The 19,143-nt window shown below is 29.8% G+C and carries 13 protein-coding genes and 1 pseudogene; 6 read left to right on the top strand and 8 right to left on the bottom strand.

Features of this window, described 5'->3' with window-relative positions:
* Positions 1 to 43: 43 nt before the first annotated feature.
* Entirely contained in the window at positions 44 to 4,318 is a 4,275-nt protein-coding gene (rpoC, locus tag ABY863_RS05850; protein ID WP_372793325.1) for a DNA-directed RNA polymerase subunit beta', read from the top strand.
* Between the two features lie 2 nt (positions 4,319 to 4,320).
* Positions 4,321 to 4,635 carry a DUF3467 domain-containing protein gene (locus ABY863_RS05855; protein WP_372793326.1) on the top strand — a complete coding sequence of 105 codons (315 nt, stop codon included), beginning with the start codon at positions 4,321 to 4,323 and terminating at the stop codon, positions 4,633 to 4,635.
* A 35-nt stretch (positions 4,636 to 4,670) separates the two neighbouring features.
* Here the strand turns inward: ABY863_RS05855 and ABY863_RS05860 are convergent, their stop codons facing one another.
* Positions 4,671 to 6,170, bottom strand: coding sequence for a PLP-dependent aminotransferase family protein (locus ABY863_RS05860; protein ID WP_372793327.1), 1,500 nt, complete (start codon positions 6,168 to 6,170; stop codon positions 4,671 to 4,673).
* Between the two features lie 68 nt (positions 6,171 to 6,238).
* On the opposite strand from ABY863_RS05860, the gene ABY863_RS05865 reads away from it, so the two are divergent.
* The gene (locus ABY863_RS05865) at positions 6,239 to 8,041 is read left to right on the top strand and encodes a TonB-dependent receptor (RefSeq protein ID WP_372793328.1); all 1,803 of its coding nucleotides are present in this window, start codon (positions 6,239 to 6,241) and stop codon (positions 8,039 to 8,041) included.
* Between the two features lie 127 nt (positions 8,042 to 8,168).
* Positions 8,169 to 8,489 carry an Mpo1-like protein gene (locus ABY863_RS05870; RefSeq protein ID WP_372793329.1) on the top strand — a complete coding sequence of 107 codons (321 nt, stop codon included), beginning with the start codon at positions 8,169 to 8,171 and terminating at the stop codon, positions 8,487 to 8,489.
* A 382-nt stretch (positions 8,490 to 8,871) separates the two neighbouring features.
* On the opposite strand, the gene hutH is transcribed toward ABY863_RS05870, so the two are convergent.
* Complete coding sequence (hutH, locus tag ABY863_RS05875; RefSeq protein WP_372793330.1) at positions 8,872 to 10,386, bottom strand: histidine ammonia-lyase; 1,515 nt, start codon at positions 10,384 to 10,386, stop codon at positions 8,872 to 8,874.
* A gap of 135 nt (positions 10,387 to 10,521) precedes the next feature.
* Here hutH and ABY863_RS05880 point away from each other — a divergent pair, with 135 nt between their 5' ends.
* Together ABY863_RS05880 and ABY863_RS05885 are read left to right on the top strand one after the other, a co-directional pair.
* Positions 10,522 to 11,892: a TlpA family protein disulfide reductase gene (locus ABY863_RS05880; RefSeq protein WP_372793331.1), complete on the top strand. Its 1,371-nt coding sequence runs from the start codon at positions 10,522 to 10,524 to the stop codon at positions 11,890 to 11,892.
* Between the two features lie 19 nt (positions 11,893 to 11,911).
* Positions 11,912 to 12,922, top strand: a complete 1,011-nt coding sequence (locus ABY863_RS05885; protein ID WP_372793332.1) for a TlpA family protein disulfide reductase — start codon at positions 11,912 to 11,914, stop codon at positions 12,920 to 12,922.
* 64 nt (positions 12,923 to 12,986) lie between these two features.
* Here ABY863_RS05885 and ABY863_RS05890 read toward each other — a convergent pair whose 3' ends face one another.
* The 6 genes and pseudogenes from ABY863_RS05890 to ABY863_RS05915 form a co-directional block, all read right to left on the bottom strand.
* Positions 12,987 to 14,543 carry an NAD(P)H-hydrate dehydratase gene (locus ABY863_RS05890; protein WP_372793333.1) on the bottom strand — a complete coding sequence of 519 codons (1,557 nt, stop codon included), beginning with the start codon at positions 14,541 to 14,543 and terminating at the stop codon, positions 12,987 to 12,989.
* 53 nt (positions 14,544 to 14,596) lie between these two features.
* The gene (locus ABY863_RS05895; protein WP_372793334.1) at positions 14,597 to 15,550 is read right to left on the bottom strand and encodes an acetyl-CoA carboxylase carboxyltransferase subunit alpha; all 954 of its coding nucleotides are present in this window, start codon (positions 15,548 to 15,550) and stop codon (positions 14,597 to 14,599) included.
* A gap of 57 nt (positions 15,551 to 15,607) precedes the next feature.
* Positions 15,608 to 16,486, bottom strand: a complete 879-nt coding sequence (locus ABY863_RS05900; protein ID WP_372793335.1) for a DMT family transporter — start codon at positions 16,484 to 16,486, stop codon at positions 15,608 to 15,610.
* A complete protein-coding gene (locus ABY863_RS05905; protein WP_372793336.1) occupies positions 16,473 to 17,561 on the bottom strand; it encodes an LptF/LptG family permease in 1,089 nt (362 codons plus the stop codon). Before ABY863_RS05905 ends, ABY863_RS05900 begins: the two co-directional genes overlap by 14 nt.
* Before the next feature lie 15 nt (positions 17,562 to 17,576).
* Entirely contained in the window at positions 17,577 to 18,707 is a 1,131-nt protein-coding gene (tgt, locus tag ABY863_RS05910; protein WP_372793337.1) for a tRNA guanosine(34) transglycosylase Tgt, read from the bottom strand.
* Between the two features lie 61 nt (positions 18,708 to 18,768).
* Positions 18,769 to 19,143, bottom strand: a pseudogene (locus ABY863_RS05915) (23S rRNA pseudouridine synthase F); the annotation flags it as partial.

Consider the following 19,143-nt stretch of genomic DNA (forward strand, 5'->3'; position numbering starts at 1 on the left):
TATATATTTTTTCATTTTTAAAATTCGAATCCATCATTATATCATGGCAAGAAAAATCGAGAAATACACTGTAAAAAAGTTTAATAAAATTTCTATTGGGTTATCATCTCCAGAAGCAATTCTAGAGAAATCAAAAGGAGAAGTATTAAAACCAGAAACCATTAATTACCGTACACATAAACCTGAAAGAGATGGATTATTTTGTGAACGTATTTTTGGCCCAATAAAAGATTATGAATGTGCTTGTGGTAAATACAAGAGAATTCGCTATAAAGGAATAGTTTGTGACCGTTGTGGTGTTGAAGTAACTGAGAAAAAAGTTAGAAGAGATAGAGTAGGACACATTAACTTAGTAGTTCCTATTGCTCATATTTGGTATTTTAAATCATTACCTAACAAAATGGGATACCTTTTAGGTTTACCATCTAAAAAGTTAGATATGATTATTTACTATGAGCGATATGTAGTAATTCAACCTGCTGGAGCAAAAAATGCTGAAGGAGAACCATTACAAAAAATGGATTTCTTAACGGAAGAAGAATATTTAGATATTCTGGAAAGTTTCCCAGTTGAAAATCAATATTTAGACGATAATGACCCAGATAAGTTTATTGCTAAAATGGGAGCTGCTTGTTTAATAGATTTATTTAATCGTATTGATTTAGATGAGCTTTCATATGAATTACGTCATAAAGCTAATACTGAAACTTCTAAGCAACGTAAAACTGAAGCATTAAAAAGATTAAACGTTGTTGAATCTTTTAGAGATGCTAATAAAAACAGAGAAAATCGTCCAGAATGGATGATTATGAAAGTAATTCCAGTAATTCCACCAGAATTACGTCCATTGGTACCTTTAGATGGTGGTAGATTTGCAACTTCAGATTTAAATGATTTATACCGTAGAGTAATTATACGTAACAATCGTTTAAAAAGATTGGTTGAAATTAAAGCTCCAGAAGTTATTTTACGTAACGAAAAACGTATGTTACAAGAATCAGTAGATTCATTATTTGATAACACGCGTAAATCTTCAGCAGTAAAAACGGAATCTAACCGTCCATTAAAATCATTATCAGATTCCTTAAAAGGTAAGCAAGGGCGTTTCCGTCAAAACTTATTAGGTAAACGTGTTGATTATTCTGCACGTTCTGTAATTGTTGTTGGACCAGAATTAAAATTGTTTGAATGTGGATTGCCAAAAGATATGGCTGCAGAACTTTACAAACCTTTTGTAATTAGAAAATTAATTGAAAGAGGAATTGTAAAAACTGTAAAATCTGCAAAGAAAATTATAGATAAAAGAGAACCTGTTGTATGGGATATATTAGAGAATGTTTTAAAAGGACATCCTGTAATGTTAAACCGTGCTCCTACGTTACACCGTTTAGGTATTCAAGCTTTTCAACCAAAATTAATTGAAGGAAAAGCAATACAATTACATCCATTATCATGTACAGCATTTAATGCCGATTTTGATGGAGATCAAATGGCAGTACATTTACCATTAGGTCCTGAAGCTATTTTAGAGTGCCAATTATTATTATTAGGTTCTCATAATATATTAAACCCTGCTAATGGTGCTCCAGTTACGGTACCTTCTCAGGATATGGTTTTAGGGTTGTATTATATGACTAAAGAAAGAAAATCTACTCCAGAGTATCCAATTAAAGGAGAGGGATTAACTTTTTATTCACCTGAAGAAGTAACCATTGCATATAATGAAAAGGCAGTTGATTTAAATGCTGTAATTAAAGTTAGAACAAAAGATTTTAACGAAAAAAGAGAGCTTGTAAATCAAATAATAGAAACTACTGTAGGTAGAGTTTTATTTAATGAAGTTGTACCAGAAGCAGCAGGTTATATTAATGAAGTTTTAACAAAAAAATCTTTAAGAGATATTATTGGTGAAATATTAAAGGTAACTGATGTTCCTACTACAGGAAAGTTCTTGGATGATATGAAGGATATGGGATATATGTTTGCATTCCGTGGTGGTCTATCATTTAGTTTAGGGGATATTATTATTCCACCAGAAAAACATACAATGATTGCTGAAGCTAACGCTCAAGTTGACAATATTATGGTAAACTATAATATGGGTATGTTAACAAACAAAGAACGTTACAATCAGGTAATTGATATTTGGGGTTCAACAAACAATCGTTTAACAGAACTTTCAATGAAACGTTTAAGAGAAGACCAACAAGGGTTTAACTCAGTATTTATGATGCTAGATTCTGGTGCAAGGGGTTCTAAAGAACAAATTAGACAGTTAACAGGTATGCGTGGATTAATGGCGAAACCTAAAAAATCTACATCAAGTGGTGGGGAAATTATTGAAAATCCAATTTTATCTAACTTTAAAGAAGGATTATCAATTTTAGAATACTTTATTTCAACTCACGGTGCTCGTAAAGGTTTGGCCGATACAGCATTAAAAACAGCCGATGCAGGTTATTTAACTCGTCGTTTGGTTGATGTTTCTCAGGATGTTATTGTAAATGAAGTGGATTGTGGTACTTTAAGAGGATTATTTGTTGAACCACTTAAAAAGAATGATGAAATTGTAGAGAGTTTAAGTGAAAGAATTGATGGACGTGTATCATTACACGATGTAGTTGATCCTCTTACGGAAGAATTATTGGTGTCAGCAGGTGAAGAAATTTCTACAGAAATAGCAAGAAGAATTGAAAATTCACCACTAATTGGAGTAGAAGTACGTTCGGCATTAACTTGTGAAGCTAAGAAAGGTATTTGTGCAAAATGTTATGGACATAGCTTATCAACTAGAAAAATGGTTCAAAAAGGTGAGGCAGTAGGAGTTATTGCAGCACAATCAATTGGAGAACCAGGTACTCAGTTAACATTAAGAACATTCCACGTTGGAGGGGTTGCAGGAAATATTTCGGAAGAAAGTAACTTAGACACTAAATTTTCTGGTAAAGCAGTTATTGAAGATTTAAGTACTGTTAAAGGTAAAGATGCTGATGGTAATGAAATTGAAATTGTAATTTCAAGAACATCTGAACTTAAAGTGATTGATGAAAAAACAGGATTAACTCTTAGTACAAATAATATTCCTTACGGTTCTACCATTTTTGTTAAGAATGGTCAAAAACTTAAAAAAGGAGATATCGTTTGTAAATGGGATCCATTCAATGGGGTAATAATTTCTGAATTTGCAGGTACAATTAAGTTCGAAAATATTGAAGTTGGTATCAACTATCTTATTGAAATTGATGAGCAAACAGGTTTTCAAGAAAAAGTTATTATAGAATCTAAAAACAAAAAAACGATTCCAACATTATTAGTGATGGATGACAATGATAATGTGATTAGATCTTATAACTTACCAGTGGGAGCACATTTAATTGTTGAAGATGGAGAAAAAATACCTTCAGGTAAAATTATTGTAAAGATTCCTCGTAAATCAGGTAGATCTGGAGATATTACAGGAGGTTTACCACGTGTAACTGAATTATTTGAAGCACGTAATCCTTCTAACCCAGCAGTTGTATCTGAAATCGATGGAGTTGTTTCATTCGGAAAAATTAAACGTGGTAATCGTGAAATAATTGTTGAATCTAAATTAGGAGAAGTTACAAAGTATTTAATTAAACTTTCTAATCAAATTTTAGTTCAAGAAAACGATTTTATTAAAGCAGGGATGCCACTTTCTGAAGGTGCAGTTACACCAAATGACATTTTAAATATTCAAGGACCTGGAAAAGTTCAGGAGTATTTAGTAAATGAAATTCAAGAGGTATATCGTTTACAAGGTGTAAAAATTAATGATAAACATTTTGAGGTTGTTGTTCGTCAGATGATGCGTAAAGTAAAAATTATTGATTCAGGAGATACATTATTCCTTGAAAATCAATTGATTCATAAAAATGAATTTATTGAAGATAATGATAAAATTTATGGAATGAAAGTAATTGAAAATGCTGGTGATTCTAAAAATTTAAAAGAGGGGCAAATTATTACACCTCGTGAATTACGTGATGAAAATTCTGTTTTACGAAGAGAAGATAAAAACTTAGTAGAGGCTAGAGATGCAAAACCAGCTACAGCTGAACAAATTTTGCAAGGTATTACAAGAGCGTCATTACAAACTAAATCGTTTATTTCTGCTGCATCATTCCAAGAGACTACAAAAGTATTAAACGAAGCTGCAGTTAGTGGTAAAGTTGATTATTTAGAAGGATTGAAAGAAAATGTTATTGTTGGTAAACGTATTCCAGCAGGAACAGGGATGAGAGATTACGATAATATTATTGTAGGTTCTAAAGAAGAAATGGACTCAAAATTATAATCATGAGCGATCAAAAATCTAAAAAAGAAGGGCAAATAAATATTGAACTTGATGATAAAGTTGCTGAAGGCACTTATGCTAACTTAGCAATAATTAATCATTCCGTTTCAGAGTTTATTGTTGATTTTATAAGTGTTATGCCTGGGCAACCAAAGGCAAAAGTGAAATCAAGAATAATTTTAACCCCTCAACATGCAAAGCGATTAGTGAAAGCATTGGCTGAAAATGTTAAAAGATTTGAGAAAAATCATGGTGAAATAAAAGATTATGAACAGCCTCCTATTCCAATGAATTTTGGACCTACAGGTGAAGCATAACTAACTTAAAAACCCGAACAATTGTTCGGGTTTTTTTATTTTAGGATTACCGCATCATAAGCCTTTTTTAATTTTTTAATCACAAATTCTATCTCGTGCTCATCTAAATGCCCAAATCCAAATCGAATAGCACATGTATTTTTATTTTGATAAAGAATAGTTTTTGGTAGAAATAAATCATTTTTTTCGGCTTCTTTAGCTAGTTTTAATAGCGATATTTTCGGCTGAAACTGTAACCATATGGCTAATCCACCTGAAGGAATTTCCCATTGCGCGTTATCTATAAAATATGTAGTTAAAAGATTACATAAAACATCTCGTCTTTTTTTATAGGTGACAATACTCTTTTTCGTAAGCCGGTATATTTCCCCTTCATTAATTAATTCCAATAGCATTTGTTCTTGGATTAAATCACCTTGTTTATCTATTAACTCTAAATAATTCTTAGCTTCCGAAATCAGGTTTTCTGGGGCTATTACAAATCCTATTTGAAAACTTGGAAATAAGGACTGCCCAAGTTTTCCTAAATATATAACCATACCATTTGCATCTGAACACGCCATAGGTAGCATTGCAGAACCTTCAAACTGAAAATCATAATCATAATCATCTTCAATAATAGCAAATCCATACTCTTTAGCTAGTTGTAGTAACTCTAAACGACGTGTTGCACTTAATGTAACAACAGTTGGGTAATCTCTATGAGCGCATATATATACACATCTAATACTATGTTTTACGAAGTGCTTCTTTATATATTCAATATTTAAACCATTTTGATCTACTGGAATTGTTTTTATTCTTGCACCTGTTTGTTGAAAAATCATATTAGATGCATAATTACTTAAATGTCCTACTAATACAATATCGTTTTGTTTTATTAAGAGTTGAGATACCACATATAAACTCATTTCAGTACTACGTGTATTTATTATATTATTAGGGCTAATATGAAATCCTCTAGTTGCATTTAAGTAATTACATAATTGAGCTTGGAATAAAGAGTTGAAAAAAGGGTCTGATCTGTTCCATTTATTGATTAAAGTTTTACGTTTCATTGAAGCGCTATACCACCTTGAGAATTGATGCACAGGATGCAAGCGTAAATCTGGTTTACCATCATTAATGGAATACTTTGTTTTTGAAAACTGAATAGTTGAAGCTAAATGAAATGACTCTTGAAAAGGAAATCCTGTTTTTTTTGCATAAGTAAATACTTCATTTAATTTTTGGGAAGTTGCTTTTATTTTTGCATTTATTTGCTCAGGTTCTATAACAAAAGTACCTTTATTTGGTATAATTTCAACCCAACCTTGTGAGGCCAACTCCTCATAGATAGCAACTGTAGTATTCCTGTGAACATTTAATAATTTACTTAATACTCTTGTTCCTGGTAGCATTGTTCCTTTGGATAAATAGTTACGCTGGATAGCATTTATAATTTGCCCCGAGGCCTGTATATATAGCGGTTGTAGTTTAGATTTATCTAAATTAATTAGTTGTTTAAAAAGAGCATTAACCGGACTATCTTTCATTTTAAAACTGGACTATGTTAATCGTCCGGAAAGTTACTATTTTTGCGGCAGTTTTTAAATCACTATTTATGAAAAATTCAATTAAAATAATTATACTATTTGTGTTTACAACATTAACGGTAAATGCACAAAATGACACTATTAAACTGAAAGAAGTAATTGTTTCATCAAACCGTATATCATTACCAATTTCTGAAGGATCTAGAACAGTTTCTGTTATTAGTTCTGTCAAAATAGCAAATACTCCCGCAACAAATTTAGCTGATTTATTGCAAACCGTTGCAGGTGTAGATGTGAGACGAAGAGGTACAGATGGTATGCAATCAGATTTATATATTCGTGGTGGTAACTTTGATCAAACCTTACTATTAATTGATGGCGTAAAAATGGATGATTCACAAACAGGTCATCATACAATGAATGCCATTCTATCATTAGATAATATTGAGAGAATTGAAATTGTAAAAGGACCTGCAGCTCGTATTTATGGACAAAACGCTTTTGCTGGCGCTATTAATATTGTAACCAAAAAAATAACTAACAATTCTTTGAATGTTAAATTAGGATATGGTTCTTATGAGAATAGAAAAATTGCAGTTGGTATTCAAGAAAAGTTTAATGATAATGCTGCTATATTGGCGCACATTGAGAAGCAAAAATCTGATGGGTACAGAATTAATTCTGATTTTGATAATACAGCTGTGTTTTTGAAGTCTCAACTTAAAAATTATACTATAATTGCATCGTTTAATGAACGTAAATTTGGAGCCGAAAATTTTTATACCTCAAATCCTAATTTTAAAGAGTATGAAGAAACTCAAAATAGTTTGTTCGCAGTAGCTTCAAATTATAATTTTCAAAATTTAACATTTAAACCACGTATTTATTGGAGAAGAAATCAAGATATGTTTTTATTGAAAAGAGAAGATCCTTCTTTTTATAGAAATTTTCATATTTCAAACAAAGTGGGTGTTGAAGCAAACATGGTTTATAGATCAAAGTTGGGGAAAACAGGTTTTGGAATTGATGCTTCAAAAGTTTATTTATCAAGTAATAATTTAGGGGATAGAGAAAGATTTGTATTAAACTCATTTTTTGAGCATCGTTTTGATAATTTAGAAAAATTTGATGTTACTTTAGGAATTGCAATTAGTTCATTTTCTGATTTTGATACTCAATTTTTACCAGGTATAGATATAGGATATGATATCACAAGTAATTTAAAGATTTTTGGAAATATTGGTTATACGTATAGAGTACCAACGTATACGGATCTTTATTATTCTGACCCAGGGAATGAAGGAAATCCTGATTTACAGCCTGAATCTGCTATTTCTGAAGAGATTGGTATTAAATACTTAACAGATAATTTTAATCTTACATTTTCTTTATTTAATAGAAATTCGGATAATTTAATTGATTGGACGAGAAGCACAATTACTGAAAAATGGAAAACTCAAAATTTTAGTAGTGTTGAAACCAAAGGTTTTGAAACATCAGTTAATTATCAATTTAAAATGGGACAATTTCTTCAAAACTTAGATGTGAATTACAATTTTATAGATGATAAAATTAATGATACCAATGTGAATTTTACACGTTATTCATTAAATAGTTTAAAACATCAGTTTACTGCAAGTTTTGATACTAAATTTCTAACATTTTTAAAGCAAAGTATTTCTTATAGATATGTTGAAAGAACAATGGGGCAAAGTTATAACTTGGTTGATGCAAAAGTGAGTGCCACTTTAAGTAATTTTGAAGTATCGCTAAACGCAAATAATATATTAAATACAGCTTATATTGAAGTTGGACAAGTACCAATGCCAAAGGGAAATGTAATGTTTGGGCTTAAGTATAACATTTATTAATCATGATTAATTTGATTAAACCTATAAGAATCCGAATATATGTTCGGATTTTTTATTTTGTAAATTTTAGTTAAGCTAAAATAAATTATTTAAGGTATATTGAATTCGAAATTTAAATGCTTACTTTATGAAAGAAAGAATACAATCGTTTGAAGTGTTTTACGCATTTTATTTGAAACAGCATCGTAATAAAACTTGTAGATTATTACATATAATAGGAACAACAATAGTTTTAGCATTAGCTTTAACTTCAATTATACATTTAAACCCATATTGGCTTATTTTCATACCCTTAAGCGGTTATGGTTTTGCTTGGGTAGGTCATTTCTTTTTTGAAAGAAATAAACCAGCGACCTTTAAATATCCATTATGGAGTTTAAAATCTGACTTTAAAATGTATTTTCAAATTCTTTCAGGGAAAATAACACTTGACTCTTCAAAAGATTAATGATTCTGTATTAAATCAAATAAGATTTATAAATTACACGTATAATAATTATTAACAATACATCAAAAAGAAAACGTTTTCGTTAGTAATTCACTAATTTAAGCATCTTTTTTTGTTAAAATTTTGACAAATTTATAAAATATATTTTGTTATAATTTTAAAGTTATTGTATCTTTGTACCATAATTAATACTAACAATTATGAAAGTCAATAAAATAGAAAAAAATCAGGACAGCAAAATAAAATCAGCTACGGTAGATTTTAGAAATGCGAAAAGTATAACTTGGAACAGTAAAAGAAGATTTGGAATATAAGAATAGATAAAAAATTGTATTGGTTATTTGAATTAGAAGCGTTAGGTTTACCTAACGCTTTTTTTTGTTTAATACTCAAATAATTCTTCAGTGTCAATGTTTAAATTCTGTAAGAACTGAACTGTTTTTTTTATTTCTAAACTTAAAACAATATCATTCTCAATAAAAGGAACTTCACTTCTAAATAGTTTTAAAAATGACTCCAAAAATGGTGATGTTTTAATAGGCAATCTAAAATGAAGTGCTTGTGAAGCATTCAGCAACTCAATTGCTAAGATAGTTTCAATATTATCAACAATTTGTTTTGCTTTCGTTGCAGCATTTGCACCCATACTTACGTGGTCTTCCTGTCCGTTACTAGACACTATTGAGTCAATGGAAGCTGGTGTTGCTAATTGTTTGTTTTGGCTAACAATACTTGCAGCGGTATATTGTGGAATCATAAAACCACTATTTAAACCTGGATTCTTCACTAAAAATGGAGGTAAACTTCTAAGTCCTGAAACAAGTTGAAATGTTCTTCTTTCTGAAATGCTACCTAATTCTGCCATAGCGATACTTAAAAAGTCAAAAGCTAAAGCTAAAGGTTGTCCGTGAAAGTTTCCACCTGAAATTATTTCATCGGCTTCAATAAATATATTAGGATTATCTGTTACAGAGTTAATTTCAGTTAAAAAAGTTTTTTTGCAATAATCTAAAGCATCTTTACTTGCTCCATGAACTTGAGGCATACATCTAAATGAATATGGATCTTGTACATGCTCTTTATATTGTTCAATTAATTCACTGCCATCTAAAAAATTACTAATTCTTTTAGCTGTTTTAATTTGACCATTATGAGGTCTAATAAAATGAATTAACTCATTAAATGGCGATAACCTTCCATCAAAAGCTTCTAAAGATAATGCACCAACTAAGTCAGCAAAATAGGAAAGTTTGAAAGATTTTAATATTAAATGAACCCCATATGCACTCATAAATTGAGTACCGTTTAATAATGCCAAACCTTCTTTCGATTTTAATTCAATTTTATTCCAATTAAATTTCTTCAAAAGTTCTTCCCCTGAAATTCGTTCATTATTGTAATATACTTCTCCCTTTCCAATTAACGGCAGTGATAAATGTGCTAATGGAGCCAAATCTCCCGAAGCACCTAAAGAACCTTGTGTATAAATAACAGGAATAATATTATGATTGTAAAAATCTATTAGTCGTTCAACTGTTTTTAATTGTACGCCAGAGTATCCATAACTTAATGACTGAATCTTAAGAATTAACATTAATTTTACAATATCTTTTGAAACTTCACTTCCTGTTCCACAAGCGTGGCTCATCACTAAATTTTCTTGTAATAATTGTAAATTATCGCTGTTAATTTTAACATTACATAACGATCCAAACCCAGTATTAATACCATAAATAGGAGCAGAGTCTGATTTTACTTTTTTATCTAAATAGTCTCTACACTTATTAATATTTTCTATAGCTTCTTCAGAAAGTTGAAGTTGCTTTTCAGTAAATAAAATGGTACTTAAAATTTCAAAATTCAATTGCTTAGAATCTATATAATGTATGTTGCTCATGTCTTATTTTTAATGGTATCAAAATTCAATAAACCAATTGATATATGCAAATTATTTGTTAAAGTAATGCTAATTTTACCTTATAAGATAATAAATTTTATCTTTGACAAATTATTAACAAATTAAGTATTTAATATGAAAAATATATGGTTTTTTGTTGCTGTATTAATGGTGATTTCTTGTAAAAATGAAGCACCTAAAGATTATGCAATTATTTCAGGTAATATTATTAATGTAAAAGGTGAACTTACTATTAATAGTAATGATAGAATAATTAAAAAAGTAATTAATGTAGCGGAAGATGGTAGCTTTACAGATACCCTTAAAATTAAAACCGATACTTATTTTTTGTATGACGGAAAAAATAAAACTAAAGTTTATATTGATGCAGGAAATAATGTAAATATTAGTTATGATGCCAATGATTTAGAAAATAGTTTAATATTTTCGGGTGTTGGTTCTGAAATAAGTAATTATTTATTTTCTAAAGAGAAAAAAGAGAAAGAATTAGCAGGGAATAATACGGATGTATATAAACTTGAAGAATTAGCATACAAAACTAAATTTAATGAAATTAAAACTGCTTTAGAAGGAATATTATCAGCTTCAACAGGTATTTCAAAAGAATTTAAAGTAAAAGAGTTAAGAAATATTAACTACTCATACTTATATCAAATTTCTATTTACCAACAATATCATGAGCATTATGCTGAAAAACCTGGTTTTAAAATATCTGAAGGATTTTTAAATGAATTAGGAAACTTTAATTATGAAAATGAAGAAGACTTTACATTTTCTAGTGATTATGAAAAAATAGTTACTTCACATTTTTATGAAGAAGCTACTAAATTGGTAGAAAAAGATTCTATTACCGAAGAATTTGCTTTTATAAAAGCTGTTAGTATCATACCAAATGAAACTATAAAAAACAGCTTATTATTTAATAATGCAAAATATGGGATTACATATACTGAAGAATTGGAGAAGTTTTATGCGATGTTTATGAAAATTTCAACAAATGATATTCATAAAAAGGAAATTACTGAAAGTTATGATAAGTTAAAAACAGTAGCAAAAGGTCAACCTTCACCACAATTTAATAACTATGAAAATTTTGCTGGAGGAACAACCTCTCTAAGTGATTTAAAAGGAAAATATGTTTATGTAGATGTTTGGGCAACGTGGTGTGGACCTTGTAAGAAAGAAATACCTTTTCTTCAAAAAGTTGAAAAACAGTATGAGGGTAAAAATATTGAGTTTGTGAGCCTTTCAGTAGATAAGTTAGAAGCTCATGATAAATGGCAAAATATGGTTAGGGAAGAGCAATTAGGAGGAATTCAGTTATTTGCTGATAACAGCTGGAAATCTGATTTTGTAACAGGATACTTAGTTAAAGCAATTCCTCGTTTTATTTTAATTGATCCAAACGGTACTATCGTAAATTCCAATGCGCCAAAACCATCTGAAGCTAGATTGATTGATTTGTTTAATGAATTAAGTATTTAATAATAACTAACATATAAAAATGAAAAAAATAATTTGGATTTTTTTAACACTGCTAATGGTCTCTTGTAAAAACGAGGTTAAAGATTATGTAACTTTAAAAGGGACTCTTAAAACTGTTGGAGTTGAAAAGATAGTGATACAAGGAAGAGGGTTTTCTAAAGAAATTGCTGTTGATAAAAATGGTGTGTTTTCTGATACTTTAAAAATATCTGATGGTGTTCATGCAATTGCAAATGGGAATGATAGAATTACATTGTATTTAAAAAACGGTTTCGATTTAAATTTAGAATTTAAAGGCGAAAAATTTTCTGATGGTATTTCTTTTACAGGAAAAGGGGCTGAAACAAATAATTTCATGGAGAATAAACGCTCGTTTTACATGAGTGATTTAGCAAACCCTAAAACATATTTTAAATTAGAAAAGGAAGCTTATACAGCTAAAGTTATTGAAGCTAAATCTATATTGGAAGCTTACAAAGAAACTGCCACTAATTTGGATTCAATAATTATTAAAATGGACGAAAGAAATGACGAAATGTTTTTTGGTTATATTGAGTCTAATTACGAAAAAATGCATGAAAATATAGTGCGTTTCGCAAAAGGAAAAGTGTCTCCTGTTTTTACTAATTATGAAAACAGTAATGGAGGTACTACATCATTGTCAGATTTAAAAGGCAAATATGTTTTTATTGATGTTTGGGCAACTTGGTGCGCACCTTGTAAAGCTGAAATACCATATTTAAAAGTATTAGAAAAGGAATTTCATGGTAGGAATATAGAATTTGTAAGTATTTCTGTGGATAAGCCAGAAGCTTATGAAACGTGGGTTCAAATGGTGAAGAATGAAGGGTTAAGTGGTGTGCAATTATTCGCTGATACAGATTTTGAGTCTACATTTATTACTGAATATGGTATAAATTCTATTCCAAGATTCATTTTGTTAGATCCTGAAGGTAATATTGTTGATGCAGATGCTGATAGACCGTCTAATCCTAAATTAAAAGCTTTATTTATTGAATTAGGAATTTAATTTATCATAAAAAAACCGTCTAAAATTTCATTATGTTTTAGACGGTTTTTTTTACGATTATAGTTTAAGCTTCTGATGAAGGTTCTGCCTTTTCACTTTCAACTTCTTCTATATTTTCTTGATTAAATAAATCTAATATTGCATTGGGTAAATATTCTAAAATAGTACTTGCAGTAAAAGTTTCATAAGCAGTTTCTTGAATAGCAATATCAGCAGTTTTTCCATGTAAGAAAACACCAAAAATAGCAGCGTTTTTAGGTTGGTAACCTTGCGCAATAAGGCCAGTGATAAGCCCAGTTAGCACATCGCCACTTCCAGCAGTTGCAAGTGCTGGATTTCCAGTAGAGTTAAAATACATTGATTCACCATCAATAACAGCAGTATGTGCTCCTTTAATAACTATGATTAAGCTGTGTTCTTTACAAAATTTTAAAGCAATTTCAAGTTTATCATAATCATTTTTCCAAATTCCAATTAACCTTTCTAGTTCTTTTGGATGCGGTGTTAAAATAGTCTTTTCAGGTAAATAGGTGAGAAGTGATTTATTTTGAGCAAGTAAATTAATAGCATCAGCGTCTATGACTAGTGGTAATTTATTTTCTTTAATAAATTTTTCAAATCCTATGGCTGTTTTTTCAGAAGTTCCCATTCCGGGCCCAATACCTATTATAGTTGGGATTGTTTTAAAATTATAATAGGTTAAAACTTGTTCGTCATCAACTTCAACCATTGCTTCTGGCGCAGAAATTTGTAAGATGTTATAACCGCATTTTGGTAGATAAGCGGTCACTAAACCACTACCAATTTTTAAAGCAGCTTTTGTGGCTAGCGTAACCGCTCCAATTTTACCAAAACTTCCGCCAATTATTAAAGAATGACCATAAGTTCCTTTATGAGACCATTTATTGCGAGGTTTATATAAAGGAATGATGTCACTTTTTGAAATGTAATGCAATTTTGGTTGTAAATTATGTATAAAATCTTCATCTAAACCAATATCAATTACCTCCCAAGTATTCAGATATTCTTTATTTTCAGGTAGTAAAAACGCCAATTTAGGAGTTTGGAAAGAAAGCGTATGACTAGCTCTTAAAACCACTTGTTTAGGTAGTAATGTTTTATCACTGAAAAGTCCAGAAGGAACATCAATTGCAAGTGTAAAAACTTTTGTGTTATTAATATATTGAATTAATTTTTTAGTAAAGCCTTCAGGTTTTCTTGTTAATCCGTTTCCAAAAATAGCATCAATAACTATATCTTCAAACGAAACTTCAGGAAATTCATTCTCATTATTAATTACTGTTGGCCATACTCCTAATTCTTTTAAGCGGCTGTAATTTGTTAAAAATTCATTGGTTCTTTTATCGCTAAAATTAACAATATAACAACTTACATTATAGCCATGTTGAAATAATTGCCTTGCAATTACTAAACCATCTCCACCATTATTTCCAATACCACAAAATACATGAATTTTAATATGCTGACCTTGTAATCGACTGTGCAACCATTGAAAGCAAAGAGTAGCAGCATGCTCCATTAAATCAACTGAAGCTATATTATTGTTTGTAATAGTTACTTTATCTGCTTTTGCAAGTTGTTTTGGAGATAGTATATACATACTAATAAAGTTAATAAAAAAAACCTCTCAAAGTTGAGAGGTTTAGTTTTATTTTATCCTTTAAAAACACCCATGTTTTCATATTTATCCATTCGTTGTTTTATCAATTCTTTAGATGATAAATCTTTTAATTCTTTATAAGCTTTAAGAATGGTTTTTTCAACTTCTTTAAAAGCGGCTTCACGATCATAATGTGCTCCTCCAAGCGGTTCTTTAATAATACCATCAATTAACTTTTGCTTCTTCATATCTTCAGCAGTTAATTTTAGGGCTTCTGCAGCTTCTTCTTTATGTTCCCAGCTTCTCCATAAAATAGAAGAGCATGATTCTGGAGAAATAACAGAATACCATGTGTTTTCCATCATGTAAACTCTATCTCCAACACCAATACCTACTGCGCCACCTGAAGCTCCTTCACCAATTACAACAGTAATAATAGGTGTTTTTAAGCGAGTCATTTCTAAAATATTTCTAGCAATTGCTTCGCCTTGCCCACGTTCTTCAGCTTCTAAACCTGGATAAGCTCCTGGAGTATCTAATAAAGTCACCACAGGAATACCAAATTTTTCAGCCATTTTCATTAGTCGTAATGCTTTTCTATAACCTTCAGGGTTAGACATTCCGAAATTTCTATATTGACGAGTTTTAGTATTGTATCCTTTTTGTTGACCTATGAACATAAATGATTGATCTCCAATTTTACCTAAACCTCCAACCATTGCTTTGTCATCACCTACTGTTCGGTCTCCATGTAATTCCATAAAGGTATCACCTGTAAGTGCATTAATATGATCTAATGTGTAAGGTCTATTTGGATGACGAGAAAGCTGAACTCTTTGCCAAGCAGTCAAGTTTTTGTAGATATCCTTTTTTGTTTTAAGTAATTTTGCTTCAATATTTTTGCAAGTTTCGCTCACATCAACATCACTATCTTTACCAATTAATTCACATTTAGTAAGTTGTTCTTCTAATTCTTTAATAGGTAATTCAAAATCTAAATATTCCATATTTTTAAGTTTGGATGTAACTACAAATATAATAACTTCTTAAATTTGAAAGTTATATTATTTGCTTTTTTTATTTTTTAAAATTCCGTTAATGATAACAGTTGTAACTATAACGAGTCCTCCAATATAAAATTGAGGACTCATTTTTTCTTTATCACCAAAGAATAGTACAGCTAAAATAATACCATAAACAGGTTCTAAATTTACGGTTAACATTACGGTGTATGGCGTTAAATACTTCATTATATTTACTGAAACTACAAAAGCATAGGCGGTACAAATACTGCTTAATATTAATAGGTAAATGATATCTGAATTTTTTAGAGAGAAGTCTTGAATTGAAAAATCAGCTGTTGCTAAAACATAAATAGAGATAAATGCAACGCCAAAAAGTAACTGATAAAACGAAATTATATCAGCTTCATGTTTTCTAATATACAAACCATTTAATACTGTAAATAATGCTGATAAAAATGATGCTATTAAAGCATAAATGATTCCTAATGCATATTGACTTTCAACATTAAAAATAATGTATAATCCAGCAATAACGATAAGTCCAAAAAATAATTCTAAAATTATCAGTCTTCTTTTAAAGAATAAAGGCTCAATAAGCGATGTAAATAGTGCTCCTGTACTCATTGCAACTAAAGCAATTGAAATATTAGCAACTTTTATAGCTGAAAAAAAAGCAATCCAATGTAAAGCTATTATAATACCACTTAATAAAAATTTTAACAATGCTCTGGGGGAAGTTTTTAGAGACTTTTTTTTAATTAAAAAATAGATTAAAAGAATTAAAACAGCAAAAAACATTCTATACCACACTAATGGAATTGCATCAACACTAATTAATGCACCTAAAATAGCTGTAAACCCCCAAATAAATACCAATAAATGGAGATGTAAATAGTTGTTCAGTTTAGTTTTTGGCATTTCTAATGTATAAATAGATTGCTAATGCTCCAAAAATAATATTTGGAGACCATACCATTATAAATGAATTTGTATTTGCCCCAGCTCCTAAAACTTCCGCAATTTTCAAGAAAAAAACATAAATAAACATTAGTGAAATACCAATTGCAAGATTAACTCCCATTCCACCTCTTCGCTTTTTTGATGCAAGGGCTACTGCAATAAAAGTTAATATGTATGATGATATAGGTAAACTAGTTCTTTTATGAAATTCAACTAAATAGGTATTTAAATTACTAACTCCACGTTTTTTAGATTGTTGAATGAAATCATATAATTTAAATGATGTCATTTCTTTGGCCATATAGGCTACATTTACTAAATCTTTAGGTGTAAAAGCAAAAGTAGTATCTAATTTTGTGCCGTATTCAATACTGTCCTTATCCTTAAAAATATATCTTTTTCTATAGTTAGTTAATGTAAAAGTGCTATCATTTTCTTTCCATCTAATATTATCAGAAAATAATTTATAAGTAAGTTTGTTCCCTTCAAATTTCTCATAAGAAAAATTATACCCCATATTATTTTCAACTCTAAAGTTCTTTAAGAAGATATAATCATTAGGACCTAATTGTAAGTTTACGTTATTTAAATAGCTTGCATCAAACTTTTTTGTAGCCAGATAAGTTCTTATAAATTCTTCATATATTTTGTTGCTACGGGGTACAATAAAATGGTTCATGAGCAATGCAAAAACAGTAATAATTGTAGCTCCTATAAAATAAGGCTTGAGAAATCTTGTAAACGATATTTTGGCTGAATGTATTGCAATAATTTCTGTATTTCCAGCCAATTTTGAAGTGAAAAATATAACTGCAATAAATAGTGCTAAAGGCAAAAAAGTATTTCCAAAAATGATGATAAAATTCAGATAATAATCCTTAATAATTTCACCAACAGATAAGTCAGCATGTCTTAAGAACTTATCAACTTTTTCAGATACATCAATGGCAATGGCTATTGGTAATAATAAAGTTAATACTAAAGCAACAGAGCTTAAATATTTTTTTAAAATGTATTTATCAAGTATTCTCAATTGCTAACTTTTTTATTAAAGTCTTTTGTCTAATTGTTTTACCATGCGGTTTTTCCATTCGGTAAAATCACCTGCTAATATATGCTTTCTTGCTTCACGAGTCAACCATAAATAAAAACCTAAATTATGAATTGAAGCGATTTGTTTTCCTAACAATTCATTAGCAGCAAATAAATGGCGTAAATAAGCTTTTGAATAGATGGTATCTACAAAAGTTATATCCATATCATCTATAGCAGAAAAATCATTTTCCCATTTTTTATTTTTAATATTTATGGTTCCATGAGCTGTAAATATCATTCCGTTACGAGCATTACGCGTGGGCATTACACAATCAAACATATCAATTCCTAACGCAATATTTTCTAAAATGTTAATTGGTGTACCAACTCCCATTAAATATCTTGGTTTATCTTCTGGAAGAATTGCTGTTACAATTTCAGTCATTTCATACATTTCTTCAGCAGGTTCACCAACTGAAAGCCCTCCAATTGCATTTCCTTCTGCACCAACGGAAGCAATAAATTCAGCAGATTGTTTTCTTAAATCTTTATAAGTACTTCCTTGAACTATAGGGAAAAAGGCTTGACTATAATCGTATTTAAATGGCGTTTTTTCCAAATGAGTGATGCAACGGTTTAACCAACGATGTGTCATGTGCATAGAGCGTTTGGCATAGTTATAATCACAGGGATAAGGCGTGCATTCATCAAAAGCCATAATAATATCAGCGCCAATTGTACGTTGTATATCCATCACGTTTTCAGGTGTAAATGTATGATAAGAACCATCAATATGACTTTTAAATTTCACACCTTCTTCTTTAATTTTTCTTGTTCCTGAAAGTGAATAAACCTGATAACCACCACTATCAGTTAAAATATTACGATCCCAATTCATAAATTTGTGCAAACCGCCAGCTTGTTCTAAAATTTGTGTTTTTGGGCGTAAGTACAAATGATATGTATTTCCTAAAATAATATCAGGATTTATTTCATCTTTTAATTCAGTTTGGTGAACACCTTTAACAGTACCAACAGTACCAACAGGCATAAAAATTGGTGTTTCAATTGTACCGTGATCGGTAGTTATTATTCCAGCTCTTGCCTTGCTTTGAGCGTCAGTTTTCTTTAATTCAAATTGCATAGTCGGCAAAGATAGTTATATAAGATTTAAAGTTGAAAGTTAAAAGTATGAAAGTTAAAAGTTAAAAGTTTCGTTTTCTTTTTTGAAGTCTTGGATTAGTACTTGGGGAAAATTTCTTTTTTTGAATATCTTTAGATGCTTCTTCTGTTTTAGATGAAGTAGAAATCATGGCATTAATTTGATGCATTTCTTCAGAAGTTAACGCTCTATATTCACCAACCTTTAGGTTTCCTAAACTTACATTCATAATTCGAATTCGTTTAAGTTTTGTTACTTCATAATCAAGGTATTCACACATTCTTCTAATTTGCCTGTTTAAACCTTGAGTTAAAATAATTCTGAAGGTAAAATCAGTCAGTTTTTCAACGATACATTTTTTGGTTAACGTTCCTAAAATAGGAATTCCTTGACTCATTTTTTGAATAAAATCAGTCGT

Source organism: Lutibacter sp., assembly GCF_041562875.1.
Classification (GTDB): Bacteria; Bacteroidota; Bacteroidia; order Flavobacteriales; family Flavobacteriaceae; genus Lutibacter.

Bases quoted from the DNA above. Each gene is read 5' to 3' on its own strand.
- ABY863_RS05900 (WP_372793335.1), bottom strand. From the start codon at position 16,486: ATGCCAAAAACTAAACTGAACAACTATTTACATCTCCATTTATTGGTA.
- ABY863_RS05895 (WP_372793334.1), bottom strand. From the start codon at position 15,550: ATGGAATATTTAGATTTTGAATTACCTATTAAAGAATTAGAAGAACAA.
- ABY863_RS05860 (WP_372793327.1), bottom strand. From the start codon at position 6,170: ATGAAAGATAGTCCGGTTAATGCTCTTTTTAAACAACTAATTAATTTA.
- ABY863_RS05870 (WP_372793329.1), top strand. From the start codon at position 8,169: ATGAAAGAAAGAATACAATCGTTTGAAGTGTTTTACGCATTTTATTTG.
- ABY863_RS05880 (WP_372793331.1), top strand. From the start codon at position 10,522: ATGAAAAATATATGGTTTTTTGTTGCTGTATTAATGGTGATTTCTTGT.
- rpoC (WP_372793325.1), top strand. From the start codon at position 44: ATGGCAAGAAAAATCGAGAAATACACTGTAAAAAAGTTTAATAAAATT.
- hutH (WP_372793330.1), bottom strand. From the start codon at position 10,386: ATGAGCAACATACATTATATAGATTCTAAGCAATTGAATTTTGAAATT.
- ABY863_RS05890 (WP_372793333.1), bottom strand. From the start codon at position 14,543: ATGTATATACTATCTCCAAAACAACTTGCAAAAGCAGATAAAGTAACT.
- ABY863_RS05885 (WP_372793332.1), top strand. From the start codon at position 11,912: ATGAAAAAAATAATTTGGATTTTTTTAACACTGCTAATGGTCTCTTGT.
- ABY863_RS05865 (WP_372793328.1), top strand. From the start codon at position 6,239: ATGAAAAATTCAATTAAAATAATTATACTATTTGTGTTTACAACATTA.
- ABY863_RS05855 (WP_372793326.1), top strand. From the start codon at position 4,321: ATGAGCGATCAAAAATCTAAAAAAGAAGGGCAAATAAATATTGAACTT.
- tgt (WP_372793337.1), bottom strand. From the start codon at position 18,707: ATGCAATTTGAATTAAAGAAAACTGACGCTCAAAGCAAGGCAAGAGCT.